Annotated in this window: 7 protein-coding genes; all 7 read right to left on the bottom strand. The window is 76.4% G+C overall.

Going from position 1 to position 5,015, the window contains the following annotated elements; genetic code table 11:
• On the bottom strand, positions 1–601 hold a 601-nt coding region (locus tag AC0CYZ_RS11665), incomplete at its 3' end, for a hypothetical protein (protein ID WP_472215443.1).
• 140 nt (positions 602–741) lie between these two features.
• Positions 742–1,869: a hypothetical protein gene (locus AC0CYZ_RS11660; protein ID WP_472215441.1), complete on the bottom strand. Its 1,128-nt coding sequence runs from the start codon at positions 1,867–1,869 to the stop codon at positions 742–744.
• Positions 1,869–2,192, bottom strand: a complete 324-nt coding sequence (locus AC0CYZ_RS11655; RefSeq protein ID WP_472215439.1) for a hypothetical protein — start codon at positions 2,190–2,192, stop codon at positions 1,869–1,871. Before AC0CYZ_RS11655 ends, AC0CYZ_RS11660 begins: the two co-directional genes overlap by 1 nt.
• Positions 2,189–2,527 (bottom strand): SAV_915 family protein, encoded by a 339-nt coding sequence (locus AC0CYZ_RS11650; RefSeq protein WP_472215437.1) that lies wholly within the window; start codon positions 2,525–2,527, stop codon positions 2,189–2,191. Before AC0CYZ_RS11650 ends, AC0CYZ_RS11655 begins: the two co-directional genes overlap by 4 nt.
• A 98-nt stretch (positions 2,528–2,625) precedes the next feature.
• Positions 2,626–2,787 carry an Lsr2 family DNA-binding protein gene (locus tag AC0CYZ_RS11645; protein ID WP_472215435.1) on the bottom strand — a complete coding sequence of 54 codons (162 nt, stop codon included), beginning with the start codon at positions 2,785–2,787 and terminating at the stop codon, positions 2,626–2,628.
• A 45-nt stretch (positions 2,788–2,832) separates the two neighbouring features.
• Positions 2,833–3,177 (bottom strand): STAS domain-containing protein, encoded by a 345-nt coding sequence (locus tag AC0CYZ_RS11640; protein WP_472215433.1) that lies wholly within the window; start codon positions 3,175–3,177, stop codon positions 2,833–2,835.
• On the bottom strand, positions 3,177–4,775 hold the full coding sequence (locus AC0CYZ_RS11635; protein WP_472215430.1) for an ATP-binding SpoIIE family protein phosphatase: 1,599 nt from the start codon (positions 4,773–4,775) through the stop codon (positions 3,177–3,179). Before AC0CYZ_RS11635 ends, AC0CYZ_RS11640 begins: the two co-directional genes overlap by 1 nt.
• Positions 4,776–5,015: the final 240 nt, after the last annotated feature.

Genomic DNA, 5,015 nt, shown 5'->3' with positions numbered 1-5,015 from the left:
CGGTCCACGGCGCGGGCGGCGGGACGGGGCGGCACGTCCAACGGTCCGGGCGCGGGGGGAGCTCCGCGGTCCGCGGGTCGTCCCGCCGCACCCGCGCGACCGTGACCCGAGTCCGCTGGGCCAGCGCCCGGGACGGGAGGGGGTCGTCGCCGACGACCGCCTCGGCCGCCCGGTCCACACGGACCTCGTGGGTCGCCCGGGACCACCGGACGCCGAGGTGGACGAGGTCCCACATCAGCGGGTCGGCGCGCAGCTCGGAGACGTAGCGACGGACGCGGCGCCCCGACCCGTCGCGGAACTCGAGCAGCGGGAGCCCGTAGGCCGCGTGGGTGCACCGCACCTCGACCAGGTCGTACAGGTCGACCCAGGCCCGGTCCGACGCCAACCAGTCCGCGCCGACCGCGAGGTACTCGGTCGAGACGCCCCGCGCCCACACCGCGAGCAGCAGCACCCCCAGGCCCACGAAGAACCACGTGCCGCCCGGCGCCGTCCCGAGCCGGTCGAGCCCGGTGGTGACGTCGAGGAACACCACGAGCGCGAGGAGGCCGACGCCGAGCACGATCGCGCCGTCGCGCGGCTCCCCGGAGTGGCCGGCGAGCACCGGCCCGCGCCCCTCCGGCGGGGGCTTCGGACGGGTCGGCGTTCGCCGGGCCGGCGGCCTCCGGCGTGGGCCCGGGGCCGGCGGCGGGGCGGGGAGCCCCGTGCTCGGGTCCGGGCGTGGTGGCAGGTCCGCCGTCGGCCTCACGGGAGCAGGTCCTCCGCGGTGCTCTCGATGGAGTCCCAGTTCGCCCCCACGCCGTAGGCCACGAGCGCGCCGACGCCCACGGCCACGAGCGTCACGGGCAGCGCGGCGACCGCGCCGGCCCCGATCGCGCCTGCCGCGGCGGTGCCGGCCGCGGTCACGAGCCAGCTGGCCCCCGCTCCCGCGGCGAGCGTCGCGCCCTGCTTGGCCACCGCCGACCCGACGTCGCGGCCGGCCTCGACGTCGGCGACGCCACCGGCGACGGCGAACCCGAGGCTCACCCCGGGGACCCGCTTGAGCACCGGGGCCGCCCGGGCCAGCGGCCCGGTCTTCACGAGCTCGGCCGGGGACCACGTGAGGACGTTCAACGCCCGCTGCCCGAGCGTGGTCTCGCTCGCGCCCAGGGTCGCCCGGCGCAACGCCTCGGCGTTGGCCCCGCCGGCCCGCTGCGCGACGTCGAGCTCGTCCCCGGCCTGCAACGCCCCGCGGGCCGCCTGCTCGACGGGCACCTCGGGAGCCAGCATCGCGGTCATGAAGGCCGCGCGCTCCGTGGCCGCCCGCTCCGCGACGTCGGCCCACGCCCGGGCCGCCCCCTGCAGGGCGCCGAGCGTCGAGGTGACGCTGGAGGCGACCAGCAGCACGTTCCTCGCGACGGCGACCGCCTCGCTCGTGGGCGCCCGGATCCGGTCGCTGAGCTCGGTCTGCGCCTCGACGTACCGCGTCCGCGCCTCGTCGGTGACCTGTCGGGCCCGGTCGAACGCCGCGCGCTGGGCCGCGGCCACCGGGTCACCGATCGTCTCCCCGCTGACCGGCAGCCCGGCCGCGGCGGCCTCGCTGCGTGCCCGGGCCATGGTGTCGAGCACGCCCTGGACCGAGGTCGCGAAGCCGTCGAGGGCCTGCGCGCCGATGCGGGCCTGGGCCGAGGTGGTGTCGCCGGCGGCCCCGATCCGCCCGGCCTGGTCGCGGAAGGCCTCGCCCGCCGGGCCGCTCCAGCAGTCGAACGACGCGTTGCGGGCGCCGACCACCTCGTCCGCCGCATCCTCCCCGGCCCGCGCGACACCGTCGAGCCAGTGCGCGGTCGACCGGCACGAGCCGGGGTCGGCGTCGACGTGCGTGTCGATCGGCATCAGCGTGCTCCCCGGGGCGCCGGCCCGTCGCCCCCCGGCGTCGGCACGGCCCCGATCCGCGACGCCGCCGCCCCGTCACCGTGCACGTACCCGGCCGCCGCCTGCCCGACCGCCTCCCCACTGCGCTGCGCGGCCTCGGCGAAGCGGGCCGCCGCCTCGGTGACCGCCTGCAGGTAGGACAGGACGTCCCCGGTCGCGGTGCCCGCGACGGGCGTTCCTCCCCCACTGCCGGCGGCCGCGCCGAACGCCGCGGTCGAGCCCGACATCCGGCCGCCGACGGCCGCCATCGCGCCCGGGTCGACGTCGAACCCCGGCCCGGTCACGACGCCGTCCGGCGCAGCTCGGGCGGCAACGGGAGGTCCGCACCCACCACGTCCGCGCCGCACGTCGTGACCAGCTCCGCCAGGGCCGACGCCGGGAACACCCCGTAGGGCTGGGCGTCACCGCAGCAGCGCACGAGCGACGTCGCCGACCCGTAGACCGGCAGCGCCAGCCGCCCGTCGACCAGCGTCCGCAGCTCCAGCAGCGCCTCCGCCCCGGCGGGCGCCTCGTGCACCGGGACGAACACGTACTCCCCCGAGGCGAGCCGGTCCGGCTCGGGCACGTCCGGTGGCGGGCCCGGCGGCGGCGCCGCCTCCCCGGCCACGACGATCTCCACCGCACGCCCTCCCCGAGCCGGCCGCACCCGCCGTCTCCGGCGACGCTAGCCGGAACCCGACGACGGGTGGGGCCGTTCGGGGAACTCCGCGGGAGGCCTCAGTTCGGGTTGGTGAGCTTGCGGTACTGGTCGATGATCGGCCAGGGGACCTCGCCCCGCGCGGAGACCGGGAGTCCCTTCTCGCGGGCCCACAGCCGGGCGCTCTCGGCCAGGCCGCGCTCGTGCTCGCTCGGTCGCCGGGTCTCGTTCTCCTGGGCCATGATGACCTCCGTGACGTCGTCGGCATGTGAGGCAGGCCACAGAGTCTACGCCGTCGGTTCCCCGGCCACCGGTGGGGCGTCGAGATCGACCAGGGTGCCGAACCCGGAGAGCTCCAGGACGCGCCGCGCGAGCGAGCCGGGCGGCACGCGGACGTCCAGCGCGATCTGCAGCACCTCGAGCCGGGAGACCAGCGCGAACAGGATGTGGAGGCCGGCGCTGTCGATGTAGCTCAGGTCGCCGAGGTCCATCGTCACTGCGGTCACCTGGTTCGTGACCGCGGCGGAGATCTGCTCCTCGACCACGGCGGCGTTGGCGAGGTCGATCTCGCCGCGCAGGGTGATCCGGACGTCGGTGCCGACCGCACGGACGGCGACGTCGGCCTCGGTCATCAGCCGCTCCTGTCGAGTCGGCGGGTCATCGTCACGGTCGTGCCCCCTGGATCGGTCGCGATGTCGATGCGGTCGGTGCACTGGTGCATGAGAGCGGTCCCGCGGCCCCGGACCTCACCCCGCGCCGGTCGCCACCGGCCGTGGTCGCGGACGACCATGGCGACGTCCCGGCCCTCCAGCCGGACCTCCACCATCACGACTCCGGCGATGACTCCGTAGGCGTGCTCGACGACGTTCGAGCAGGCCTCGCCGACCGCGACGATGACGTCGGCGACCTCCGCCGGGGTGGCCCGGGCCGACAACAGCCAGCGGCGCAGGGCCGTGCGGATCTCGGCCAGCGATCGCGGGGTGGCCGGCAGGACCAGGCCGAGCGGCCGCTGCTGCCCGTCGTCGAGGCGGTGGACGGCGAGCATCGCGACGTCGTCGGGGACGTCGTGGGCCCCGATGAGGCTCCGCGCCGCCCCGGCGCAGGCGGCCTCGGCACCCTCGACGGCCAGGGCCTCGCCGAGCATGTCCAGCCCCGTGTCGAGCGAGCGGTCCCGGCGTTCGACGAGGCCGTCGGTGTAGAGGAACAGCAGGTCCCCGGCCTGGAGCGTGATCGTCGTGGTGCGCCGCGGCGGCCCCACCGAGACCCCGATGGGGAGGTCGACGGGGATGCTCACCGGCGCGGCCGCCCGGCCGGCGGTGCCCAGGAACGGCGGCAGGTGGCCGGCCGAGGACAGCGTCAGCTCCTCCAGGGACGGTTCGAAGATGCCGTAGAGCACCGTGGCCATCACGCCGTCCTCGAAGTGCTCGACGTTCCGGTCGAGCCGCTCCAGGACCTCCGCCGGGTCGTCCTCCTCCAGCGCGAACGCGCGCAGCGCGCTCCGGAGCCGTCCCATGACGACGGCCGCGTGCAGGCCGCGGCCCACCACGTCCCCGATCACGACGCCGAGGCGCCCCGACGGGAGGGTGAACACGTCGTACCAGTCCCCGCCGAGCCCGCCCGCGTCTCCGGGGATGTACCGGGCGGCGAACCGGATGCCCGCGACCTCGGGCAGCCGACCGGGCAACAGGCTCCGCTGCAGCGCCCGGGCCGCCGCGCGGTCGAGGTCGCTCTGCCGGGTCCTGGTCACCAGCGCGATCCGGTCGGCCACCAGCCGCAGCAGCTCGGCGTCGTGGTCGGTGAACCGCCGGGTGGTGAGCGTGCCGACGTGCAGGACGCCGATGACGCTGCCCTCGGCGATCAGCGGGACGCCGAGCAGCGAGCAGATGTGCTTCTCCCGCAGGATCGGGTTGAGCACGTTGGTGTGGTCGACGTGCTCGATGACCACGGCGCGCCGCTCCGCGGCGATCCGCCCCGCGAACCCCTTCCCGATCGGGATGCGGACGCCCTGGCGGACCTCCTCCTCGATCCCCTGCGCGGCGGTGGCGACGAGCTCGTCGGTGGCCGGGTCGAGCAGCAGGACGGCGGCCGTGTCGGCGTGCAGGAGGGTCCGCACCCGCCCGAGCAGCTCGGCCAGGAGGTCGTTGACGTCGAGCTGGGCGAGGCTGGTGTCGGTGACGAACTCGATCCGGCGCAGCCGGTCCTCGTCGCTCGTGCACTCCACGACGGCCATCGGGCGACCGTAGTGGCGAGCCGGTGGTGTGCCCAAGGGGCGGTCGAGCGAGCGTCCGACGGTGGCGTCCGCCGTGGTCGGCCCCCGCCGGCCGCCGGACCCTCGACCCGTTCACCGATCCCCCCTGGCCTGCGCCCCGATGACGGAGACGATCAGACGACGCCGGCCTTTCACGGCCCTTCCATCGCTCGACGACGTCCGACCGCCACGAACGCGCAGCCCGCCATGCACGGCTCGACC

This window comes from Actinomycetospora sp. (assembly GCF_055612215.1).
Note: the sequence above shows the minus strand (reverse complement) of the source record. Positions and strands in the feature narration are given on the sequence as shown.